17 protein-coding genes are annotated in these 19,771 nt (G+C 69.5%); 9 read left to right on the top strand and 8 right to left on the bottom strand.

Annotation, left to right across the window (positions count from 1 at the left end):
• Positions 1 to 882 carry a DUF5753 domain-containing protein gene (locus IE274_RS06085; RefSeq protein WP_190114520.1) on the bottom strand — a complete coding sequence of 294 codons (882 nt, stop codon included), beginning with the start codon at positions 880 to 882 and terminating at the stop codon, positions 1 to 3.
• A 231-nt stretch (positions 883 to 1,113) separates the two neighbouring features.
• Between IE274_RS06085 and IE274_RS06090 the strand changes: the two genes are divergently transcribed.
• The 4 genes from IE274_RS06090 to IE274_RS06105 all read left to right on the top strand — a co-directional run bounded on the left by IE274_RS06090 (position 1,114) and on the right by IE274_RS06105 (position 2,792).
• The gene (locus tag IE274_RS06090; protein WP_190114521.1) at positions 1,114 to 1,536 is read left to right on the top strand and encodes an ATP-binding protein; all 423 of its coding nucleotides are present in this window, start codon (positions 1,114 to 1,116) and stop codon (positions 1,534 to 1,536) included.
• Between the two features lie 92 nt (positions 1,537 to 1,628).
• Complete coding sequence (locus IE274_RS06095; RefSeq protein ID WP_190114522.1) at positions 1,629 to 2,009, top strand: DUF6247 family protein; 381 nt, start codon at positions 1,629 to 1,631, stop codon at positions 2,007 to 2,009.
• Complete coding sequence (locus tag IE274_RS06100; RefSeq protein ID WP_229909253.1) at positions 2,002 to 2,292, top strand: hypothetical protein; 291 nt, start codon at positions 2,002 to 2,004, stop codon at positions 2,290 to 2,292. The genes IE274_RS06095 and IE274_RS06100 overlap by 8 nt, the downstream gene beginning before the upstream one ends.
• A gap of 47 nt (positions 2,293 to 2,339) precedes the next feature.
• Positions 2,340 to 2,792: a hypothetical protein gene (locus tag IE274_RS06105; protein ID WP_190114524.1), complete on the top strand. Its 453-nt coding sequence runs from the start codon at positions 2,340 to 2,342 to the stop codon at positions 2,790 to 2,792.
• 78 nt (positions 2,793 to 2,870) lie between these two features.
• Here IE274_RS06105 and IE274_RS06110 read toward each other — a convergent pair whose 3' ends face one another.
• The 7 genes from IE274_RS06110 to IE274_RS06140 form a co-directional block, all read right to left on the bottom strand.
• A complete protein-coding gene (locus IE274_RS06110; RefSeq protein WP_190114525.1) occupies positions 2,871 to 4,034 on the bottom strand; it encodes an ABC transporter ATP-binding protein in 1,164 nt (387 codons plus the stop codon).
• Complete coding sequence (locus IE274_RS06115) at positions 4,027 to 5,085, bottom strand: ABC transporter ATP-binding protein (RefSeq protein WP_190114526.1); 1,059 nt, start codon at positions 5,083 to 5,085, stop codon at positions 4,027 to 4,029. The genes IE274_RS06110 and IE274_RS06115 overlap by 8 nt, the downstream gene beginning before the upstream one ends.
• An 11-nt stretch (positions 5,086 to 5,096) precedes the next feature.
• Positions 5,097 to 6,050, bottom strand: coding sequence for an ABC transporter permease (locus IE274_RS06120; protein WP_190114527.1), 954 nt, complete (start codon positions 6,048 to 6,050; stop codon positions 5,097 to 5,099).
• The gene (locus IE274_RS06125) at positions 6,043 to 6,972 is read right to left on the bottom strand and encodes an ABC transporter permease (protein WP_190114528.1); all 930 of its coding nucleotides are present in this window, start codon (positions 6,970 to 6,972) and stop codon (positions 6,043 to 6,045) included. The genes IE274_RS06120 and IE274_RS06125 overlap by 8 nt, the downstream gene beginning before the upstream one ends.
• A gap of 90 nt (positions 6,973 to 7,062) precedes the next feature.
• Positions 7,063 to 8,685 (bottom strand): peptide ABC transporter substrate-binding protein, encoded by a 1,623-nt coding sequence (locus IE274_RS06130; protein ID WP_190114529.1) that lies wholly within the window; start codon positions 8,683 to 8,685, stop codon positions 7,063 to 7,065.
• 562 nt (positions 8,686 to 9,247) lie between these two features.
• On the bottom strand, positions 9,248 to 11,155 hold the full coding sequence (typA, locus tag IE274_RS06135) for a translational GTPase TypA (RefSeq protein ID WP_190114530.1): 1,908 nt from the start codon (positions 11,153 to 11,155) through the stop codon (positions 9,248 to 9,250).
• A gap of 245 nt (positions 11,156 to 11,400) precedes the next feature.
• A complete protein-coding gene (locus tag IE274_RS06140) occupies positions 11,401 to 13,746 on the bottom strand; it encodes an ABC transporter family substrate-binding protein (RefSeq protein WP_190114531.1) in 2,346 nt (781 codons plus the stop codon).
• A gap of 502 nt (positions 13,747 to 14,248) precedes the next feature.
• Here IE274_RS06140 and IE274_RS06145 point away from each other — a divergent pair.
• The 5 genes from IE274_RS06145 to IE274_RS06165 all read left to right on the top strand — a co-directional run bounded on the left by IE274_RS06145 (position 14,249) and on the right by IE274_RS06165 (position 19,640).
• Complete coding sequence (locus IE274_RS06145; protein ID WP_190114532.1) at positions 14,249 to 14,569, top strand: Rv0250c family protein; 321 nt, start codon at positions 14,249 to 14,251, stop codon at positions 14,567 to 14,569.
• A gap of 93 nt (positions 14,570 to 14,662) precedes the next feature.
• Positions 14,663 to 15,496 carry a succinate dehydrogenase subunit SdhC gene (gene sdhC / locus IE274_RS06150; RefSeq protein ID WP_190114533.1) on the top strand — a complete coding sequence of 278 codons (834 nt, stop codon included), beginning with the start codon at positions 14,663 to 14,665 and terminating at the stop codon, positions 15,494 to 15,496.
• On the top strand, positions 15,497 to 17,425 hold the full coding sequence (locus tag IE274_RS06155; RefSeq protein ID WP_190114534.1) for a fumarate reductase/succinate dehydrogenase flavoprotein subunit: 1,929 nt from the start codon (positions 15,497 to 15,499) through the stop codon (positions 17,423 to 17,425). It begins immediately after the preceding gene.
• A complete protein-coding gene (locus IE274_RS06160; RefSeq protein ID WP_190114535.1) occupies positions 17,422 to 18,258 on the top strand; it encodes a succinate dehydrogenase/fumarate reductase iron-sulfur subunit in 837 nt (278 codons plus the stop codon). The genes IE274_RS06155 and IE274_RS06160 overlap by 4 nt, the downstream gene beginning before the upstream one ends.
• 95 nt (positions 18,259 to 18,353) lie before the next feature.
• On the top strand, positions 18,354 to 19,640 hold the full coding sequence (locus IE274_RS06165) for an alpha/beta hydrolase family protein (RefSeq protein ID WP_190114536.1): 1,287 nt from the start codon (positions 18,354 to 18,356) through the stop codon (positions 19,638 to 19,640).
• Positions 19,641 to 19,771: the final 131 nt, after the last annotated feature.

The following is a 19,771-nucleotide window of genomic DNA, read 5'->3' on the forward strand; positions in this document are numbered from 1 at the left end:
CTAGAGCTCGTACATGACGTGCTGGATCAGGCTGAGCGAGTCCCGGCCGTGATGGGACTCCGGCGCGGCCTCGGGGTCGACCGGCGCGAGCGCCAGTTCCGAGAGCCGTTCGAACATCTTGCCGTACCGGTCGTTGGCCTCTCCATCCCCCAGGAAGACGGACTTCAGCGGATGCTCCAGGTAGACACTGTCCAACTCACGCGCGGCCCCCTCGAAGAGGACGAAGGGGCGACTGAACGCGGAGTAGGCGCCACGCTCGAACGGGAAGATCTGGAGCGTCACGTTCGGCAGGCGGGCGATCTCGATCAACCGCAGCAACTGCTTGCGCATGGTCCTGGTACCACCCGTGTGCACGCGCAGCGCCGCCTCGTGGACGATGGCGTGGTACGGCACCGCCTTGGGTGCGTCCAGGATCCGCTGGCGCGCCAGACGGAACTCGACGTAGCGGTCCACCCGCCCCTGATCCTCCTCCGAAACCGTGAGCACCGCGTGTGCGTAGTCGCGGGTCTGCAACATGCCCGGGATGAACAGTGGCTCGTGAATGCGGATGGCTGACGCACGATGTTCAAGCTCCGCCAGATCTCGCGCCCTTGGCCCGATGGCTCCCTGGAACTCGTCCCACCAGCCCTTGCCGCGGTGTTGGGCCATGTCCATCAGCCCGTCGAAGTACGCCCCGTCCGGACAACCGTAGGCACGTAGCAACTTGTACAACCCGTTGCGCGGAACATCGACCCGTCCCGCCTCGATGTGGCTGATCCGAGTCCGCTCAGCGTCCAGCAACGCACCTGCGTCGTCACCCGACAACCGCGCGCGCAGCCTCAGTCTGCGCAGCTCCGCGCCCAGTCGCCGCTGACGCTCACTCGGGCTCGTCCTCGGTGGCATGTATCCCTCCCTATGGCCGTGCGCAGTGTGCCGACCCCGCGCGGCAGCCGTCCACCTCCTTGGGCGGACGTCACCCGTCAGGGGTGCACTTCACGTTCACGGTTGTAACAAGCCTACTAGTGCCCCTACCGTCAAAGTCGACCAGTCCAACCCGCACCGCACGCGGAAGTACCCCCGACCACAACGGAGTTGGCGGACACCGTCATCGCGACGCGCGCCCCAGGAGGCCCCGTGGAGGACCACCCGCACGACGTGTACCTCGTCTTCCCGCCGCACCCCGCATGGGTCCGCACCGCCCGCGAAACGGTGCGCACCCTCCTCGCGACCTCCGGGCACCCCGAACTCACCGACACCGCGGTCCTCCTGACCTCAGAGGCGGTCACGAACGCCGTCAACGCCTGCGCGGCCAAGGACTGCGCCGCGCCGGTGACCCTGTTCGCGGGCTGGGCGGACCCCGCAGGCACCTGCCTGCGGATCCTCGTCCAGGACCAGGCCCCGGGCCTCCCGGCCCGCCAGTCCCCCTCGGACGAGGACGAGACGGGCAGGGGCATACAGCTGATCTCGTACGGAGCGGACGCCTGGGGCGTGTGCACGCACGGCCCCGGCCGGGGCAAGGCGACATGGTTCGAGCTGGGGCCGATGGAGGAAGCATGAGTTGTCCACAGGCTCAGACGGCCCCGCACCCCCACGAGTACGCTGGCGAGCAGTGGGCAGACCGGCGATGTACCACCCCGAGGAGCCAGCACATGAGCACCGCACCGCACTCCGGTTCCGACGACCTCGTCAGCCCGCAACCGGCAAGCACACCGGAGGACCTGCGGGCTGCCCTCGCTCGGCTCGCCCCCGACGCGCTGCCCACGTTCGACGCCGAGCGGGCCGACGCACTGCGCCTCGCCCGCGAGCAGGTCAGCGCGGCGCCGATGAGACGCTTCGTCGGCCAGTGGGCGGTGTATGTGGCGGTGGAGCGTCACCCCGAGCGGGCGGCCCGTCTGCGCGCCTTGGAGGCACGGGCCGCCACCACCGAGAGCGTGGACGAAGCCCGCGCCATCGCGGCCGAGATCGGCTCCATCCTCGATGTCTCGTGCGCCGAGGCGGGAATCGAGCGGAGCGAGGGCCCGGGTGAGTGACGCCGACGAATGGCGCTGGGAGTACGACCCGGACGCCGAACACGTAGTAGCCGGGTTTCCGCAGCACATCATCGACGAGGTCGAGCGCCTCGCAGGTGAGATGGTCGCTCTGGCCGAGGTGGGCGTCGATGTCACGGACATCGGTGAGGGACCGCGACGCGGAGTCCCTGGTGGCGTACGACGCATCCCGCTCCTCACCGATGGGTGGTTCTACGCCCTTCCGGTGCCGCGTCTCCGCCTGGTCGCGATCACACGCGTGATCCCACCCTTCGATTGCCTTTAGACAGATGCCGGGCACGAGTGGTGCACCAGCGGCGTAGCGTCGACAGCATGGACGACTCCACGATCAAGGTGCCCGAGGACCGCGATCACCTCGCCGCCGTCGCCAAGGAACGCGGCACGACGACAGAAGCCTTGGTGGCCGCCCTCGCGGCCGAGCAACTGACCACCGCGCAGTCCCGGGCCCGCGTGGCCGAGGCGCGCAAGGTGCTGCGCGAGCGGATGGGCGTCGCGCTGACCGACGAGGAATTCGACAGGACCCCGCACGCCCTCGACCGCGTCTACGAGGTCGCGGCGCAGAGCGGCTCGACGACTGAGCGGACAGGGACAGGGGCAGGCCCAGATCCCGGCCAACCGTCCTCCGGGTCGGCCACCACCTCCACCACCGAGACCCACTTACCGTTCCGCTCGGCCGTCACGCGCAGGCGTGGGCCGTCGCCGTCGGCGGTGCCCGACCAGTGGGGCGCTGATCGCCCCACGACTACGCCTGCTGACAGCGGTTAGCCGTGCTTGACCCACGCACACATGAGTTCGCCCCGCCGGACAGCAAGTCCTGCGGGGCGAACTCATGGCAACAAGACGCTATGCCGCGTGCACGACGTCCTTCTCCTCCGCGAAGTGGCACGCCGACTCGTGCGCGGCAGGCGTGTCCTGGCCCGCGAAGCGCTCCGGGATCGCGAGCAGCGGGACCTCCTCCGCGCACTTGTCCTGCGCCTTCCAGCAGCGGGTGCGGAAGCGGCAGCCGGACGGCGGGTTCGCCGGGGACGGGACGTCGCCGGTGAGGATGATGCGCTCGCGGCCCTCGCGCGCCTCCGGGTCCGGCACGGGCACCGCGGACAGCAGCGCCTGCGTGTACGGGTGCGTCGGGTGGTCGTAGATCTGCTCGTCGGAGCCGATCTCGGCCATCTTGCCGAGGTACATCACGCCCACGCGGTCCGAGATGTGCCGGACGATCGACAGGTCGTGCGCGATGAAGAGGTAGGACAGGTTGAACTCGTCCTGGAGCTTCTCCATCAGGTTGATGACCTGGGCCTGGACGGACACGTCCAGGGCCGAGACCGGCTCGTCGCAGATGATGATCTCGGGGTTGAGCGCCAGGCCGCGCGCGATGCCGATGCGCTGGCGCTGACCGCCCGAGAACTGGTGCGGGTAGCGGTTGATGTACTCGGGGTTGAGGCCGACGACGTCCAGGAGGTCCTGGACCTTCTGGCGCCGCGAACCCTTCGGGGCCACCTCGGGGTGGATCTCGAAGGGCTCCCCGATGATGTCGCCCACCGTCATACGGGGGTTGAGCGACGTGTACGGGTCCTGGAACACCATCTGGATGTTCCGGCGGACCGCCTTCAGGGCGCGGCCGGACAGCTTGGTGATGTCCTGGCCCTTGTAGAAGACCTCGCCCGCCGTGGCCCGCTCCAGGGTCATCAGGAGCTTGGCGACCGTGGACTTGCCACAGCCGGACTCGCCCACGATGCCCAGTGTCTCGCCCTGGTAGAGGTCGAAGGAGATCCCGTCGACCGCCTTCACCGCACCGATCTGACGCTTGACGATGATGCCCTGCGTCAGCGGGAAGTGCTTGACCAGATTGCGGACCTGGAGGATCGGCTCGCCGCGCTCGGCCGGGGCCTCGATGACCGCCACCGCTTCCTCGGGCGTCGCCACGTCGACCGTCTCGACCTCGGTCACGTTCGGAGTGGCGTCCGTCGGCTCGGCGCCCTCGGGCTCAGCGCCCTTCTTGAGCTCAGCCATGGATCGTCTCCTTCCAGAAGTGGCACGCGCTGCCGCGGCCCACCAGCTCCGCGCCGTCCTGCTCCGTCACCGGAACCAGCGGCGGGACCTCCGTACGGCAGATGTCCGTCGCCTTGGGGCAGCGCGGGTTGAACGCGCAGCCCGACGGGATCTTCAGGAGGTTGGGCGGCAGCCCCTTGATCGCGTAGAGCTCGTGGCCCTTCTGGTCAAGGCGCGGGATCGAGTCGAGCAGGCCGCGCGTGTATGGGTGCGCCGGGCGCTTGTAGAGCTCGTGCACCGGGGCCGTCTCCACGATCCGGCCCGCGTACATGACAGCGATCTTGTCTGCCACGTCCGCGACCACGCCCAGGTCGTGGGTGATGAGGATGAGCCCCATGTTGTACTCGCGCTGGAGCTCCGCGAGCAGGTCCATGACCTGGGCCTGGACCGTCACGTCGAGGGCCGTGGTCGGCTCGTCGGCGATGATCAGGTCCGGCTCCAGGGCGAGCGCCATCGCGATCATGATGCGCTGGCGCATACCGCCGGAGAACTGGTGCGGGTAGTCGTTCACCCGCTCCTTGGCGGCCGGGATCTTCACCCGGTCCATCAGCTCGATGGACTTGGCCTTGGCCTCCTTGCGGGACAGGCCGTCGTGTACCCGGAACATCTCGCCGAGCTGGTAGCCCACGCTCAGCACCGGGTTCAGGGACGACAGCGCGTCCTGGAAGATCATCGCGATCTTGCGGCCGCGGATCTTCCTGCGCTCCTCGTTGGACATCTTCAGCATGTCCTGGCCGCGGAAGAGGATCTCGCCCTGCGGGATCTTCCCGGGCGGCATGTCGAGGATGCCCATGATGGCCTGCGCGGTCACGGACTTGCCGGAGCCGGACTCGCCGAGCACGGCGAGCGTCTCACCCGCGTCCACGCTGTAGTTGACGCCGTTGACGGCCTTGACCACACCGTCGCGGGTGTGGAACTCGACGTGCAGGTCCTTCACGTCGAGCAGCCGGCCGCTCTTTTCCTCGCCCGAGCGGGGAGCGGGGACGTCCGCGGTTTTATCAGTGATCGTCACGTACGCCTCCCTCAGCGCAACTTCGGGTCGAGGGCTTCGCGTACGGCGTCACCCATCATGATGAACGCCAGCACGGTGATGCTGAGCATCCCGGCGGGGAAGATCAGCGTGTGCGGGTTGTTCCGGATGTCGTTCAGGGCGTCGGAGATGTCACTGCCCCAGGAGAACGAGTCGTTGCCGAAGCCGAGACCCAGGAACGAGAGGGTCGACTCGGCGACGATGTACGTGCCGAGCGAGATGGTCGCGACCACGATCACCGGAGCGAGGGCGTTGGGCAGGATGTGGCGGAACAGGATCCGCCCGGTGCCCGCGCCCAGAGCCTTCGCCGCCATCACGTAGTCCGCGTGCTTGGTCGTGATGACCGCGCCGCGCATGACGCGGGCGATCTGTGTCCAGCCCAGGAACGCCAGCGCGCCGATGATCACCATCGCGGTGCGGTCGGTGAAGGCGTTCAGGACGACCATCGCGCCGAGCAGGAACGGGATGCCGAAGAACACGTCGACGATCCGGGACAGCAGGCTGTCCCAGAAGCCGCCGAAGTACCCGGCGAGCATGCCGACCAGACCGCCGAAGGCGGTCACCAGGATCGTGACGCCGAGGCCGACCATGATCGAGTTACGAGCGCCGAAGATGACGCGGGCGTAGATGCTGCGGCCCTGCCGGTCGTACCCGAACCAGTCGGCCTGGAAGAAGTGGCCGAGGTTGGGCTTCTCCAGGAAGTGGTTCTGGAGATCGCCGGATTCCGGGTTGGCGTCCGTGAACAGACCGGGGAACGCGGCCACCAGGATGAGGACCACGATCAGCGCCGCGGATATCACGAACAGCGGCCGACGCCGCAGATCCCGCCAGGCGTCGCCCCACAGGCTGCGCGGCTTGCCGCTCGCCTCGCCGCCGTCGACGACCTTGGCGGCGACCGGTGTCTCGGCCACGGCTTCCGCGGCCGTGGTCTTGGTGGCGTCAGGCATAACGAATCCTCGGGTCCAGGACCGCGTAGAGCAGGTCGACGATCAGGCTGGCGAGGAGGTACACGAGCACCAGGACGGTCACGATGCCCACGATGACGGCGCCCTCGCGATCGCCCAGGGCGTCGAAGAGAAGGTTGCCGACACCGGTCACGTTGAAGATGCCCTCGGTGATGACCGCGCCGCCCATCAGGGTGCCGATGTCCGTACCGAGGTAAGTGACCACCGGGATCAGGGAGTTGCGCAGCAGGTGCCGGGTGATGATGCGCTGGCGCGGCAGGCCCTTGGCGACCGCGGTGCGCATGTAGTCCGCCTGCCGGTTCTCGGCGATGGCCGTGCGCGTCAGGCGCGCCACATAGGCGAGTCCGACGAGGCCGAGCACCAGCGCCGGCAACATGAGCTCTCCGAAGTTCTCGGAGTCCTGGACCGTCGGTGTCACCCAGCCGAGTTCGTTGCCGAAGACCATCTGGAGCGCCAGGCCGAAGACGAAGATCGGGACGGAGATCACGAGCAGCGTGAAGAGCGTCACCGTGTTGTCGATGAAGCGGCCGCGCTTCACACCTGCCAGCACGCCCAGGGCGATGCCGACGACGAGCTCGAACGTCCACGCCATGATGGCGAGCCGTGCCGAGACCGGGAAGGCCTGCTTGATCTCGTCGATGATGGGTCTGTTACCGGCAATGGTCTTGCCGAAGTCGCCCTGCAGCAGCCCCTTCATGTAGTGCAGGTACTGCTCCCACAGCGGCAGATCGAGCCCTCGGTCGTGCTTGATCTGCGCCACCTGCGCGGGGTCCGGCGGCTTGTCTCCCCACAGCGCCCGTACCGGGTCGCCGGGGAGGACGTTGACCATCAGGAAGATCAGCAGGGTTGTCCCGATGAAGACCGGGATCATCTGGAGCAGTCGCCTCGCGACGTAGCGCCCCATGGTGGTGCCTCCGTCCATTGCGGAGCCGTTCCGCAAGCGACGCCCGGGGTCGCCGGGCGTCGCTTTACGGGAACGGGACTCCGGCGACTGCTACTTCTCGAAGACCTGGACCTCGGAGAGGATCGGGTCACCGGCCTGGTCGAACTCGACGTTCTTCACGTTGTTCGAGTACGCGGAGAGCGTCTTGTTGTACCAGAGCGGGATGCCCGGGAAGCTGTTCTGCAGTTCCTTCTCGGCCTGCGTGTACAGCTTGGCGGACTCGTCGATGGTCTTGGCCTTGTCGGCCTGCGCGGTCAGCTTGTCGAACTTCTTGTCCGAGAAGCCGCCCTTGTTGCCGTCGACGCCGGTGCCGTAGAGGTCGGCGAGGAAGTTGCCGTTGAACGGGTAGTCGAGCACCCAGCCGGAGCGGTAGATCGACTTGACCTTCTTCTGGTCACGGATCTCGGTGTCGGCCGCGAAGTCCGTCACCGGGTCGCCGACGCACTTCACGCCGGTGCTCTTGGTGATGGAGTTGCAGACCGCGACGACCCAGTCCTTGTGCGGCTGGTCGGCGTTGTACTGGATGGAGATCTTGTTGCCCGGGACGCCGCCGCCGTCCTTGATGAGCTGCTTGGCCTTCTTGGCGTCGAACTTGCAGTACTCGCCGCAGGTGTTGGCCTCGTAGCCCTTCACGCCCTTGGCGACCCAGCTGGTGGCCGACTCACGGGTGCCGCTGAACACCGTCTTGGCGATGGTGTCGCGGTCGATGGCCATCGACAGGCCCTGAATGACCTTGACGTCGATGTCCTTCCACTGCTTGGTGTAGAAGGCGGGGTTGATCGTGTTGATGGCCGAGAAGTCCATCTCGATCGCGCGGTCGCCGAAGTCGTTCTTGAAGTTGGCGATCTCGCTGTTCGGGACGAGCGGCATCGTGTCGACCTTGTCGGACCGCAGGTCGGCGTAGGCGCCGGTGTCCTTGTTGTAGGCCTTGAAGTCGATGCCGCCGTTCTTCGGCTTGTCCGCGCCCTTGTAGCCGGGCCAGGTGCGGACCGAGATCATCTTCTTGCGGTCCCACTTGGAGAACTTGTACGGGCCGTTGCCGACCGGCGCCTCGCCGTACTTCTTCGGGTCCTTGAGCGCGGCCGCGGGCAGCGGGAAGAAGGGCTTGTAGACCAGCTTGTACGCGTAGTACGGGATGCCCGTCTTCAGCGTGATGGTGAAGGTGTTCTCGTCCACGACCTTGAGGCCGGACATCGCCTTCTTGGTGGCCTTGCCCTTGGCCGGGTGCACGGCCTCGTAGCCCACGATGTCGCGGTACCACGAGCTGTTCTGCTGGCCGTTGGCCGGGTCGGCGGCCCAGTTCCAGGCGTCCACGTACGACTTGGCCGTGACCGGCGTGTTGTCGTGGAACTTCCAGCCCGGCTTGAGCTTGACCGTCCAGACCTTGTTGCCCTCCGACGGCTTCACCGACTCGGCGTTCTCGTACGTGATGTTGCCCTGCTTGTCATAGTGAACAAGCCCGGTGAAGAGCGCATCGATGACGACGCTGCCGTACGCCTCCATGGTGTTGGACGGCTGCAGCAGGTTCTGCGGCTCACCATTGGCGTAGCTGACGATCCCCTTGGGGTCGACCTTGCCGCTGCCCTTGTCGTCGTCGCCGCCACCACAGGCAGTAGCGGTAAGCGCCACAACGCCGGCTATGGCGACCCACTTGGCGCTCTTGGCACCACGCATGGGGTTCCTCCTCATGAGTCCACTTGTTCACTACAAGAGGGGGTACGCGGAGCAGCGCCGACACCCCTGCCGGCGAAGATCGAGTACCCCAGTGTGCTCGTGAGTCGGCGCTCCCCACAGCGCGTGACCCATTGACCCGAGCTATACGCGGTCAACTATTAGCCATGAGGTACGGCCCGACCACACCCTTTTGGTCTCGGTTCAATCACACCTGACACGTACAACTTCCAAAATCCGGACAAACCGATCCCAGATAGATGGTTGCGAAACGGACGTGTTACACATCTAACGGTCAAGTGGGTCCGCATACCGGACAGATCGCGGGCGAAAACCGGTTGCCAGGCGACCCGTCGACGGCCCCCGAGGTCGACGCGCGTCACGCCGTCACCGTATCGCCCGCCGCAACGTGAGAGGCCGGTTCTCCCGCACACAACCTGTGCGGGAGAACCGGCCTCAGCGACCGAAGGGGCGCGGGGAACTGCGCGACCAGCCACGACGGAGTCGCGGACGAGAGACGGCAGGTGGCGACCCAGCTCGGAGGGCTAGGCCACGCCCGCGTGGCTCAGCCGTGCTTGGCGCGCGAAGCCGTGCGGCCGCGCTCCTTCTGGTCCAGGACGACCTTGCGGATGCGCACGGACTCCGGGGTCACCTCGACGCACTCGTCGTCGCGGCAGAACTCCAGGGACTGCTCCAGGGAGAGCTTGCGCGGCGGGACGATCGCCTCGAAGGAGTCGGCGGAGGAGGAGCGCATGTTGGTGAGCTTCTTCTCCTTGGTGATGTTCACGTCCATGTCGTCGGAGCGCGAGTTCTCGCCGACGATCATGCCCTCGTACACCTCGGTGCCGGGGTCGGTGAACAGCACGCCGCGCTCCTGCAGGTTCGTCATCGCGAAGGCGGTGACGGCACCGGCGCGGTCGGCGACCAGCGAGCCGTTGTTACGGGTCTTCAGCTCGCCGAACCACGGCTCGTGGCCCTCGTGGATGGAGTGCGCGATGCCCGTGCCGCGGGTCTGGGTCAGGAACTCCGTGCGGAAGCCGATGAGGCCGCGGGACGGGACGACGAACTCCAGGCGGACCCAGCCGGAGCCGTGGTTCGACATGTTGTCCATGCGGCCCTTGCGGACGCCCATGAGCTGCGTGACGGCGCCCATGTGCTCCTCGGGCACGTCGATGGTCATGCGCTCGACGGGCTCGTACGTCTTGCCCTCGACCTGCTTGGTGACGACCTGCGGCTTGCCGATGGTCATCTCGAAGCCCTCGCGGCGCATCTGCTCGACCAGGATCGCGAGCGCCAGCTCGCCGCGGCCCTGCACCTCCCAGGCGTCGGGGCGCGCGGTGTCCAGGACGCGGAGCGAGACGTTACCGATCAGCTCGCGGTCCAGGCGGTCCTTGACCTGGCGGGCGGTGACCTTGCGGTCCTTGACGGCCGCCTTGGCCTCCGCGCCCTTGCCGGTGCCGCCGCGGCCGACCAGCGGCGAGGTGTTCGTACCGATGGTCATGGAGATCGCGGGCTCGTCGACCGTGATCAGCGGGAGCGCGATCGGGTTCTCGGGGTCGGCGAGGGTCTCGCCGATCATGATGTCCGGGATGCCGGCGACGGCGCAGATGTCGCCGGGGCCCGCGACCTCGGCGGGCTTGCGGGTGAGCGCCTCGGTCATCATCAGCTCGGTGATGCGGACGTTGGCGATCGAGCCGTCCCGCTTGATCCACGCGACGGTCTGGCCCTTGCGCAGCTCGCCCTGCTCGACGCGGAGCAGCGCGATGCGGCCGAGGAAGTTGTCGGCGTCCAGGTTGGTGACGTGGGCCTGGAGGGGCGCGCTCTCGTCGTACTCCGGCGCCGGGACGTGCTGGAGCAGCGTGGTGAAGAACGGCTCCAGGTTGGTGCTGTCGGCCGGGACGGTGCCGTCCTCCGGCTTGGTCAGCGAGGCCACGCCGTCACGGCCGCAGGCGTAGACGATCGGGAACTCGATCTGGTCCTCGTCGGCGTCCAGGTCGAGGAAGAGGTCGTACGTCTCGTTCACGACCTCGTCGATGCGCGAGTCCGGACGGTCCGTCTTGTTGATGCAGAGGATGACGGGCAGCCGCTGCTGGAGCGCCTTGCGGAGCACGAAGCGGGTCTGCGGCAGCGGGCCCTCGGAGGCGTCGACGAGGAGGACGACCGCGTCCACCATCGACAGACCGCGCTCGACCTCGCCGCCGAAGTCGGCGTGGCCGGGGGTGTCGATGATGTTGATGGTGATGACGTCGCCGCCATCCTTGGGGTGGTACTTGACGGCCGTGTTCTTGGCCAGGATCGTGATGCCCTTCTCACGCTCCAGGTCGTTGCTGTCCATCATGCGGTCGTCGAGGGACTCAGCGGCGTGCGCGGCAAAGGCGCCCGCCTGCTTGAGCATGGCGTCGACGATGGTCGTCTTGCCGTGGTCGACGTGGGCGACGATGGCGACGTTACGAATGTCGTGGCGCGTGGGCATGCGAGGTGCGCTTCTCCCGGGAGGCTTGGACGGCGGCGCGTACGTCCATTTCGTACGCGTGCCCTGCCGGGCAGACGTGCCACGGCCTTACCCCATCCTACGGGTCCGCGCCGGGGGCGGCTTGTCGGGCTCCTGGGCGGCCCCCGGAACAAGGGGTTCCGGGGGGCCGGGGGCCGCCCGGGAGCGCGTCCTCCGGCCCGGCTCGTCCGCCGTCGCCGGACGGGCTTGCTACCTCCCGGAGCGACTCATTCGGCCTTCGGCTGCCTGCTCGCCTTCGCGCCCGGCTTCAGGAAGCCCATGTCCTGGTAGACGGGGGTCTCGAAGCCGAAGGCGCCCGCGTTGGCGAGGTTGGTGCGGGCCGCCATCAGCTGGGGGCGCTGGTAGAGGGGGACGGAGCCCGCCGCCGCCCAGATGCGGGCGTCGGCCTTCTTCACCAGGGAGCGGTTCTCGGACTCGTCCAGCTCGCTCACGGCCTGGTCGAAGAGCTGGTCGATGTGGTCGGTGCCGACGCGGGTGTAGTTCTGCTCGACGTTCAGGGAGCCGTCGGCGGCGGGCACCGGCTTGGCGAAGATCGGGCGGGCGTCGGTGGCGGGGAAGGCCGACGCGGGCCAGGAGTACAGCGCCAGGTCGTACTGGCCGGACGCGATGTGGTCCTTGAAGTAGCTGTCGTCGGCGACCTTGGCGATCTCCGTACGGACCCCGATGCGCTGCAGCATCCGCGAGATCCGGTCGGCGACACCGCGCAGCGACTCCGAGCCCGTCCCGGAGGGGAGCACGAAGCGCAGGGTGAGCGCCTTGCCGTCCTTGGCCAGCGGGCCCGCCCCGGCACCCTTGGCGCCCTTGGCCGCCTTGGGGGCGGCGGTGCCCTTGGGGGCGTACGCACCCGGGGCGCCGCCCTGGGCCTGCTTCTTCGCGTGCTGCTTGGCGTGCCCGCCGGGGTCCTTCTTCTGCTCCTTGTCGGCCTCGCGGCGCGCGATAAGGGCGTCGGCCTGCCGCATCAGGACGGCCTGCTGGTAGGCGGCGGCGCGGGCGGGGGCCAGGAGGGCGGTGCGGGGGTCGCCGGGCTTCTGGTCGTCCTCGCCGACGATGTAGGTGCCGTCGTCGGACTCGGAGCCGGAGCCGGACTCGGTGTCGTCCTCGGCGGCCTCCGAGCCCGCGTCCCCCTCGCCCTTCTCTCCCTTCTCGCCCTTCTCCCCCTTCTTCTTGCCCTTCTCCTTGAGCGGGCCGCCGGGGGTCCAGCCCGCGTCGGCGAGGAGGGCGGAGGCCTCTGCGGTGTCCTGGTCGCCGAGGGCGCCGCTGTTGTCGGCGTAGGCGTCCTGACCGGCGAGGGCGAGGTGGCTGCCGACGGGCTCGGCGGGCAGGCCGAGGGGCTTCAGAACCGTTTCCGCAAGTTCGTCGCGGTTCAGGGCGCGGGCGACGGCGCGGCGGACGCGGTCGTCGGCGAGGGGGCCCTCGGAGCCGTTGAGGGCGAGCTGGGTGTAGGCGGGTTCGAGGGACTTGCGGACCTGGTAGCCGCGCAGGCCGGACTGCTCCTCGGCGTACCGCTCGACGGCCTTGGCGGACTTCTCGCGGGCCTGCTGCTCGGTGTCCGCGGCCTCCTCGTCGGAGCCGTGGGCGCGGGCCCAGGAGCGGAGGGCGGCGGCCGGGGTGAGGGCGGCGCCGGGGCCGTGGGCGAGCGGGCCCCCGGCGCCCTTGTCGCGGCGGGCGAGGGCGATGCGACCGGCTTCCGAGGCGTCGATCTCGGCGAGGTCGACCTTGCCGTCGGCGAGGGCGGCGGCGCGCTTGTCGCGGGGTACGGCGCGCAGGACCAGCTTGTCGAGCTTGGCGGGGCTGCCCCACCAGCGGGGGCTGCGGCGGAGGGTGAGCTCGCCCGCGGCGCGGTCGACGTCCTTCAGGGCGAAGGGGCCCGCGGTGACCTTGAGCTTGGTGCGGGCGCCGTCGTTGAAGGAGTCGGGGGTGCCCATGACCTCCTTCGGGTACAGCGGGGAGAACAGGGAGCGCCAGTCCGCGTAGGGCTTGTCGAAGGTGACGCGGACCTCCAGGTTGTTGGCGCCGCGTTCGATCTTGCCGATGCGGTCGTAGCCCGCGTTGCGGGCGGTCCAGTACGCGCTGTCCTTGCCGGAGAGGGCGCGCCACTGGGCGGCGAAGTCGTCGGCGCCGATCTCGCGGCCGTCGCTCCAGACCGCCTGCTGGTTCAGCTTGTAGAGCACGACCTGCTGGGGCTCGCGCTCGACGACCTTCGCGGACTCCAGGAAGTCGGCGTTGGGCTGGGGTCTGCCGCGGGCGTCGAGGCGGTACATCGACGGGAGTACGGCGGCGGCGACGCGGGTGGTGGCCTCGTCGGCGTCGGACTGGAAGGAGTTGAAGGTCTCCGGGAGGGCGTCGACGGCCCACTTCATCGAGCCGCCGTCGGCGACCAGGTCCCGGGCCGCGGGGGCGATGTCCTGCCCGGCCGTCGGGGCGCCCGACTCCTCGCCGGAGCCGCAGCCGGTGAGGGCGGGCAGGGCGAGGACTCCGGCGGCGAGGAACACGGCGGATCGGGCCGTGGCCGCCGGGCGGACCGGTCGCGGCCTGGCGCGGTCGTGGGGCATGACGGTACCTCCGGGGGTTGCCCGGGCTCGCCCGCCCTGCCGGGACGGGGGCGGGGGCGGCCGGATGTGGTGGCTTCGCCGTTTGTGCGCGTTTGCACGTTTGGCGGTACTACAGGGGGAATATGGAGTTGATCACACGTATGGCATCCACTGAAGGGGACGCCCAGCCGGGGGCGGCGCCGACACGGCGGGGCGGGCGGGGGATGCCACCCGTGCGGCCCAACGGGCGCCCGCGGCCGCGGCTGTCCGCCCTCGGCCGGCTCGGCTCGACGTGCCTCCAGCCCTGCGCCGGGGGTTCCCTGCGGGAGATTTTGAGCCCGTCCGGCGATTGAGGACGCGCGCGGAGCGCGATCGGGAGCGCCCCCGGCCCACGGCCGGAGAACGTCCCCTTCAAGGCGCCCCCGCCCGAATCCGTGCGCATGGGTTCCCAATCCGGGATGTGAGGCGCGACACTCTCAGGCGCATGAGCGTTGCCACCGCACCCGTGAAGTGAGGGCAAGTCATGGCTCTGCACGACGATCTGACGGCCATTCAGCGCTGCGTCGACGAATTGGTCCGCACGATGGGCCAGGTCGAGCGGCGCGCCGGCGCCGAACTCGCGGGCGTCGACTTCCGCCGCGTCCGCATGGACACCGACCACCTGCGCGAGAGCGTCGCCCTGCTGCGCGCGGCCGCCACCTCCGCCGCCGCGCCACCGACCCCATCCGCACCCCCCAAGCCCCGCCCCGACCTGGTCACGATCCCGGACACGCCGTACGACCGCTCCCTGTGGACGGACTCGGACGACGAGGGCCTGGGCGCCCGCGACCGCCACGCGCCCTAGCGAACCGGCGGGCCGTCCGCCCCGGCACCCCCACCCGCCCGGCACCTCGCCCGCAGGGCCCCCATCCCCCGTCGACGAAGGAGTGGAGCCTCGTTGGCCACTGGCACGGAACCCCATCTGAAGAAGGGCACGAGCCCCGGCGGCGTACGGCACCACACGCGCGCCGCGATCTCCGCTGCCCATTTGCGGACGGACCGCTGGTGGCTCCAGCCCGCCGCGACCGCCGCCGGACTCTTCGCCTTCGTCGTGTACTCGACGTGGCGGGCGTTCGCGAACGCCGACTACTACGCGGCACCGTACGTCTCGCCGTTCTACTCGCCGTGCGTCGCGGAGAACTGCGAGCCCATGAAGAACGGCCCCAACTGGGAGATCTTCGGGAGCTGGTGGGGCCTGTCCCCCGCGCTGCTCATCCTGATCTTCCCGCTCGGCTTCCGCCTCACCTGCTACTACTACCGCAAGGCCTACTACCGCGGCTTCTGGGCGTCCCCGCCCGCCTGCGCGGTGGCGGAACCGCACGCGAAGTACACGGGTGAGACGCGTTTCCCGCTGATCCTGCAGAACATCCACCGGTACTTCTTCTACGCGGCGGTACCGGTCGCGGGCATTCTCACGTACGACACCGTCCTCTCCTTCCGGAACGAGGACTACGAGTGGGGGCACGCCGGACTCGGCACCCTCGTCTTCGTCGTGAACATCAGCCTCATCTGGGCGTACACGCTCTCCTGCCATTCCTGCCGGCACATCGTCGGCGGCAAGCTCAAGCACTTCTCCAAGCATCCGGTGCGCTACCGGATGTGGCGCTGGGTCGGCTGGCTGAACGGCCGTCACATGCTGCTCGCCTGGGCGTCGTTGATCAGCGTCGCACTCGCCGACTTCTACGTGTATCTGATCGCTTCCGGCGCTTTCGACGATCCGAGGTTCTTCTAGATGTCTCAAGTAGAGCGGCAGCAGTGGGATGTCGTCGTCGTGGGCGCGGGCGGCGCCGGTCTGCGGGCCGCCATCGAGGCGCGGGAGCAGGGCGCCCGTACGGCCGTGATCTGCAAGTCGCTGTTCGGCAAGGCCCATACGGTGATGGCCGAGGGCGGCATCGCGGCGTCCATGGGCAATGTGAACTCCGGCGACAACTGGCAGGTGCACTTCCGCGACACCCTGCGCGGCGGCAAGTTCCTCAACCAGTGGCGGATGGCGGAGCTGCACGCCCGCGAGGCCCCCGACCGGGTGTGGGAGCTGGAGACGTGGGGCGCGCTCTTCGACCGCACGCGGGACGGCCGCATCTCGCAGCGCAACTTCGGCGGGCACGAGTACCCCCGCCTCGCGCACGTGGGCGACCGGACGGGCCTTGAGCTCATCCGGACCCTGCAGCAGAAGATCGTCGCGCTGCAGCAGGAGGACAAGCGTGAATTCGGCGACTACGAAGCCCGGTTGAAGGTCTTTCAGGAGTGCACGGTCACACGTGTGCTGAAGGACGGCGACCGGGTTTCGGGCGCCTTCTGCTACGAGCGCGAGAGCGGGCGCTTCTTCGTCATCGAGGCGCCGAGCGTGGTCCTCGCCACCGGCGGCATCGGCAAGTCCTTCAAGGTGACGTCGAATTCGTGGGAGTACACCGGTGACGGGCACGCGCTCGCGCTGCTCGCCGGGGCGCCGCTCCTGAACATGGAGTTCGTGCAGTTCCATCCGACCGGAATGGTCTGGCCGCCGTCGGTGAAGGGCATTCTCGTCACCGAGTCCGTGCGCGGCGACGGTGGCGTACTGCGCAATTCCGAGGGCAAGCGCTTCATGTTCGACTACATCCCGGACGTCTTCAAGGAGAAGTACGCCGAGTCGGAGGCGGAGGGCGACCGCTGGTACGACGACCCGGACCGCAACCGCCGCCCGCCCGAGCTGCTCCCCCGCGACGAGGTGGCCCGCGCCATCAACTCCGAGGTGAAGGCGGGCCGCGGCTCGCCGCACGGCGGGGTGTTCCTGGACGTGTCGACGCGGATGCCCGCCGAGGTCATCCGGCGCCGACTGCCGTCGATGTACCACCAGTTCAAGGAGCTGGCGGACGTCGACATCACCGCCGAGGCGATGGAGGTCGGGCCGACCTGCCACTACGTGATGGGCGGCATCGCCGTCGAGTCGGACACGGCGGCGGCGCGCGGCGTGCCGGGTCTGTTCGCGGCCGGTGAGGTCGCGGGCGGCATGCACGGCTCGAACCGGCTCGGCGGCAACTCGCTCTCCGACCTGCTGGTGTTCGGGCGCCGCGCCGGGCTCTACGCGGCGCGCTACGCGGACGCCCTGACCACCGCCCCGGTCGTGGACAACGCCCAGGTGGACGCGGCGGCCGCCGAGGCCCTGCGGCCGTTCAGCGCCGAGGGCCCCGAGGCCGGGACGGCGCCCGAGAACCCGTACACCCTGCACCAGGAACTCCAGCAGACGATGAACGACCTGGTCGGCATCATCCGCCGCGAGGGCGAGATGGCGCAGGCCCTGGAGAAGCTGGCCGAGCTGCGCCAGCGCGCCCGCAGGGCCGGGGTCGAGGGGCACCGCCAGTTCAACCCGGGCTGGCACCTGTCGCTCGACCTGCGCAACATGCTCCTGGTCAGCGAGTGCGTGGCGCGCGCCGCCCTGGAGCGCACCGAGAGCCGCGGCGGGCACACCCGCGAGGACCACCCCGGCATGGACCGCGACTGGCGCCGCGTGAACCTGCTGTGCGCCCTCGCCGACCCCACGGGCGCCCTCGCGCTGAGCGACCCGGCCCGCGGCCAGATCGACCTCACCCGGGTCACGACCGACCCCATCCGCCCCGACCTGCTCGCCCTCTTCGACAAGGAGGAGCTGGTCAAGTACCTCGCCGAAGAGGAGCTCCACGAGTGAGTACGAGGACGACTTCCGGCACGGGTTCCAGCGCCGCCGACGGGGACGCGGGCGGGGATTCGGGGGCGTACGACGCGCGCTTCCGGGTCTGGCGCGGCGACGTCGACGGCGGTGGCCTGAAGGACTTCACCGTCCAGGTCAACGACGGCGAGGTGGTGCTCGACATCATCCACCGGCTGCAGGCCACCCAGGCCCCCGACCTGGCCGTGCGGTGGAACTGCAAGGCGGGCAAGTGCGGTTCGTGCTCCGCGGAGATCAACGGCCGCCCACGGCTGCTGTGCATGACCCGGATGTCGGTGTTCGGCCGCGACGAGGTCATCACGGTGACGCCGCTGCGGGCCTTCCCGGTGGTGCGGGACCTGGTGACGGACGTGGGCTTCAACTACACGAAGGCCCGGGAGGTGCCCGCGTTCGTACCGCCCGCGGAGCTGGCCCCCGGCGAGTACCGCATGATGCAGGAGGACGTGGACCGCTCCCAGGAGTTCCGCAAGTGCATCGAGTGCTTCCTGTGCCAGGACACCTGCCACGTGGTGCGCGACCACGAGGAGAACAAGACGGCCTTCGCCGGGCCCCGCTTCCTCATGCGCGTCGCCGAGCTCGACATGCACCCCCTGGACGCGGCCGCCGCCACCGGCCTCGACCGCAAGGCCACCGCCCAGGAGGAGCACGGCCTCGGCTACTGCAACATCACCAAGTGCTGCACGGAGGTGTGCCCCGAGGGCATCCACATCACCGACAACGCGCTGATCCCGTTGAAGGAGCGGGCCGTCGACCGCAAGTACGATCCGCTGGTCTGGCTGGGCAACAAGATCCGGCGGCGGCCGACGACATGACGTAGCCAGGGCCCGGAGGTGGGGGTAATCCCCCACCCCGGATTCTCGGGATTGCCTCCATGGTGGCGGGCGTTCGGCCAGGTCAGCATGGAGGCATGGACCTCAGCGATCGTCAGACCTCCCGTTCGACCCGCCCTTCCCCGCCCGCCCGGAGGGGTGCGCTCGCCCTCGGCCTCGCGGTCGCGACCGTGCTGGCCGCCGGGGCCGCGGCGCCGGTCTCCGCGCAGGAACCGGCGGGGGCGCCGGGCCCACGGGACGGCGTGCGCGCCACTCTGCCCGCGCCGACGGGACCGCACGCCATCGGTACGTACTCCACCCGCCTCGTCGACAGGTCCCGGCACGACCCGTGGGTCGGCTCGCAGCCGTACCGGGAGCTGATGGTGAGCGTCTGGTACCCGGCGCGGGCGTCCGGCGGGCACCCCGTCGCCCCGTACATGGCGAAGGGCGCCGCCGCGCGCTGGAACGCCGGCGTGCGGCACGGGGTCCCGAAGGGCGCGGTCGACTGGGCGGGCATGCGGACCCATGCCCGGCAGGGGGCGCCCCTGAAGGCCGCGGGCGGCAAGCGGCTGCCCGTCCTCGTGTACAGCGCGGGCGCGGGCGACCCCCGCACCTGGGGTACCTCCCTCGCCGAGGAGATGGCGAGCCGCGGCTATGTCGTGGTGACCGTCGACCACACCTACGAGTCCCCGGGCGTCGAGTTCCCCGACGGCTCCGTGAAGGACGACACGCCCCTGCTGGACGCGCTCGCGCAGGCGGAGCAGAACGGGGGGAACCTGAGGCCTCTCATGAAGAAGGTGATGGACGCCCGCGTCGCCGACGACAAGTTCGTCCTCGACCGGCTGAAGTCGCTGCCCCACGGCGTCGGCGAGGCGATCGACTCCCGGCGCATCGGCATGTTCGGGCAGTCCGGGGGCGGGATGGCCGCCGCCCAGACCATGTACGAGGACAAGCGGGTGAAGGCGGGCGTCAATCTGGACGGCACCCTGGAGCACAACTCGGAGCCTGTCGGCACCCACCTCACGCCCGTCGCCCGGCACGGCCTCGACCGGCCGTTCCTGCTGATGGGGCGGGACGGCAGCGACCACACCACCGAGCCGTCCTGGGGCTCCTTCTGGAAGCACAGCACGGGCTGGAAGCGGGATCTGAACCTGCGCGGCGCCAGGCACCAGGCGTACACCGACCTGGCGTCGGTCCTGCCGCAGGCCGGGGTGGGGCGCGACGTCGTCAAGGAGAACATCGGCACCGTCGACCCGGCGCGCGCCACGGCCGCCCAGCGCGCGTACGTGGCCTCGTTCTTCGACCGCTGGCTCGGCGGCCGCAACGACCACCTCCTGGACGGGCCTTCGCCGCGCTTCCCCGAGGTCCGGTTCGTGCGGCCTTAGGGGGGGCCGGGGTCGGGGGGCGACCGGGGCGGGGCGGCGACGGGGGTGCCGCCCCGCCCCGGTCGCGTGACCTCAAAGGCGGTCATACGCTGCCAGATGTGACGCCGTCCTCCCGCGCCCCGTCGCACATA

The sequence above is a fragment of the Streptomyces flavofungini genome, assembly GCF_014650815.1.
Lineage (GTDB): Bacteria > Actinomycetota > Actinomycetes > Streptomycetales > Streptomycetaceae > Streptomyces > Streptomyces flavofungini.